Source organism: Brachybacterium tyrofermentans (assembly GCF_014897585.1).
GTDB lineage: Bacteria > Actinomycetota > Actinomycetes > Actinomycetales > Dermabacteraceae > Brachybacterium > Brachybacterium tyrofermentans.
The window spans coordinates 1-2,400 of sequence record NZ_JABUXW010000073.1 but is presented as its reverse complement, the minus strand read 5'-3'; the positions used below and the strand labels follow the sequence as shown (position 1 = coordinate 2,400).

General features: G+C 63.9%; 3 protein-coding genes. All 3 read left to right on the top strand.

The window, feature by feature from the left end:
- Window positions 1-164 precede the first annotated feature (164 nt).
- The 3 genes from INT49_RS20725 to INT49_RS20715 are packed head-to-tail and all read left to right on the top strand — an operon-like array spanning window position 165 to window position 2,395.
- Window positions 165-410 carry a hypothetical protein gene (locus INT49_RS20725; RefSeq protein WP_067191769.1) on the top strand — a complete coding sequence of 82 codons (246 nt, stop codon included), beginning with the start codon at window positions 165-167 and terminating at the stop codon, window positions 408-410.
- Window positions 407-1,396, top strand: coding sequence for an SRPBCC family protein (locus INT49_RS20720; RefSeq protein WP_067191771.1), 990 nt, complete (start codon window positions 407-409; stop codon window positions 1,394-1,396). The genes INT49_RS20725 and INT49_RS20720 overlap by 4 nt, the downstream gene beginning before the upstream one ends.
- A 27-nt stretch (window positions 1,397-1,423) precedes the next feature.
- Window positions 1,424-2,395: an ABC transporter ATP-binding protein gene (locus INT49_RS20715; protein WP_226851133.1), complete on the top strand. Its 972-nt coding sequence runs from the start codon at window positions 1,424-1,426 to the stop codon at window positions 2,393-2,395.
- The last annotated feature ends 5 nt before the right edge of the window (window positions 2,396-2,400 follow it).

Below are 2,400 nucleotides of genomic sequence, written 5' to 3'. Positions count from 1 at the left end.
TCGCTTCCCCAGCAAATGCTGGAATCAGCGTGTCCACGAACAAGGGGCAGGCCCCGAGGGATGGGTCGGTTCCGCGTTACCGCTTCTTCCGTGCTGGCGATGTCCTGCATCCACGTCTTGCAACTCAGGTTGACAGACTTGCTTGTGCAACGTAGGTTGACAGTATGGAGTCTTCACAGGTCGCCGAGGTCGCGGCGGACACCACTGACCCGAGAGCGGGGCTGCGAGCGGTCGCGTCGTTGCGGGTGCTTACGGACACGCTGGAGTTGCGGCAAGTCGAGGCAGCGCTGCGGGCGGGGATGACGTGGCAAGAGATCGCCGATGCGCTCGGGGTGAGCCGTCAGGCCGCGCACAAGAAACATTCCAAGAGGGTCGATCCCTCGATCCCTATGGCCAGGAGGAAGTCATGAGTAAGTTCGTTCAGGCCGCACAGACGAGTCAGGTGCTGTCTTTGACGGCGTTGGAGGAGGCGTCGCGGCAGGGGCTCCGGGAGGCGGACATCGAGCACCTCTTCCTCGCGCTCGTGCTGTCGGACCAGGTCGCGGGCCGTGTGCTCCGGGAGATGGGGATCGGCATCGACGATGCGCGCCGGGCCGTGCGCGAGCAGCATGACGCGCAGCTGGCGTCCCTGGGCGTACGGGCGACGCTGCCCGATCCTGGACGGATCGTGTTCCACGAGACTGACGGGTACGAGTTGAAGCAGCGCGCCGCTGACCTGATCGGGCGTGCAGGCGGGAAGAGCCGGGACGGCAGTGCGGCGGCAGTGCTCCGGGAACTCGTCGCCGAGCCGAGCGGTCTGATCGCGGACATTTTGCACCGGCTGGATGCCACACCACAGGAAGTCTTGGAACGCCTCGACCGGAGTGTTGCGGATGGTGTGGCGGCAGTATCTGAGCCGAGCCTGTCGAAGAGCCGGGCTTCCGGTTCTCAGGAGACGTTCGTTCCCGCGTCAGCCGACGAGGTGTGGGACTTCCTTGCCGACCCTGTGCGCGTGCCCGAGTGGGAGGTCAGCGTTGGCCAGATCGAAAGCGCCACCCGAGAAGTACGCCCCGGGTCTGTCTGGGAGGGCCGAGCACCCGAGGCGCGCCCTGACGGGAAGCCTGTGAAGATCAGGCCGCCTTTCCGTCGTCGCTTGATCGAACTTGTCACCGCAGAATGCCCTCACCGGGTGGCGTGGAGGTTCGTCTATCCCGATGCACCGCAGAGCCGCCCGATCCTTAACGAGTTCACGCTTGCACCGACGACCGGTGGCACGCAGGTCACCATCACCACCTCATGGACCAGGCACACGGGATGGCGGCGTCTTGTCGGCGTGCCGTTGCGCCCGATGCAGAAACTCATGGTCTGGCTTCGCCTGTTCCAGACCGGCAGCGCCATCAGCCGGGCTTTCCGATAACGCGCACCGAAGACGATCACGAAAGACATGATGAACGCCTCTGAATCTCCGATTGACGATATCGACGACACAAAGTCGGGCAGCCCTGCGGTCCCGTTCCGAGAAGGTATCGCGCTGTTGTGGTCGTACTCGCGTCCGCATCTGCGAACCCTCATCATCGGCGTGCTACTGGGGTTGTTCGCGACGGCGATCACGCTTGCGACACCGATGGTAACCAAGTGGGTGCTCGACTCGCTCGGCACTGATCTCGATCTTGCCGGACCAGTCTCGGTGCTGGTACTGATCTTGATCGTCGGGATCATCGCGAATCTTGCGCAGAGCGTGCTGCTGGGCAGGCTCTCGGAACGTATTGTGCTGGATGCTCGCCGTGGCCTGGTCAGCCGGTTCTTCCTTGCGAAGCTGGAACAGATTCAGCGCTTCCGCACCGGCGAACTCGTCACCCGCGTGACCAGCGACACGCTGCTCTTGCGAGAGGCGACGACGAACAGTCTCGTGCAACTCATCAACGGCCTGGTGTCATTGGTCGGAACCATCGTGTTGATGGCGCTCCTCGATTGGCCTCTCCTGTTGACCACGCTCCTCGCGCTGGTCGTGGTCGGCGCTTTGTTCGGTGTGCTCGTCCCGCAGATCGGTAGAGCCGACAAGCGTGCCCAGGATGCCATCGGAGAGCTTGGTGCGACATTGGAGGGCGGGGTGCGAGCCCTGCGTACGGTGAAGTCCAGCCGCGCTGAGCACCGCGAGATCGCACGCGTGAACACGAAAGCCGAAGAGTCTGCCCGGCACGCTATCCGTTCGGTCTGGTTCTCGGCACTGGCGTGGACGGTCGCGGGCGGCGGGATGCAGCTGGCGATCATCGTCATCCTCGGCCTCGGCGCGGGACGCGTCGCGCTCGGCGAGCTTGCCGTGTCCAGTCTGGTCGCGTTCCTGCTGTATGCCTTCAACATCGTCGGAGGGTGTTTCATTAGCTGTGTAAGGGTCCGGTCTCTAACCGAGGTGTGACCTGC

Coding starts and splice junctions, on each gene's coding strand:
- INT49_RS20725 (WP_067191769.1), top strand. CDS start 165: ATGGAGTCTTCACAGGTCGCCGAGGTCGCGGCGGACACCACTGACCCG.
- INT49_RS20720 (WP_067191771.1), top strand. CDS start 407: ATGAGTAAGTTCGTTCAGGCCGCACAGACGAGTCAGGTGCTGTCTTTG.
- INT49_RS20715 (WP_226851133.1), top strand. CDS start 1,424: ATGATGAACGCCTCTGAATCTCCGATTGACGATATCGACGACACAAAG.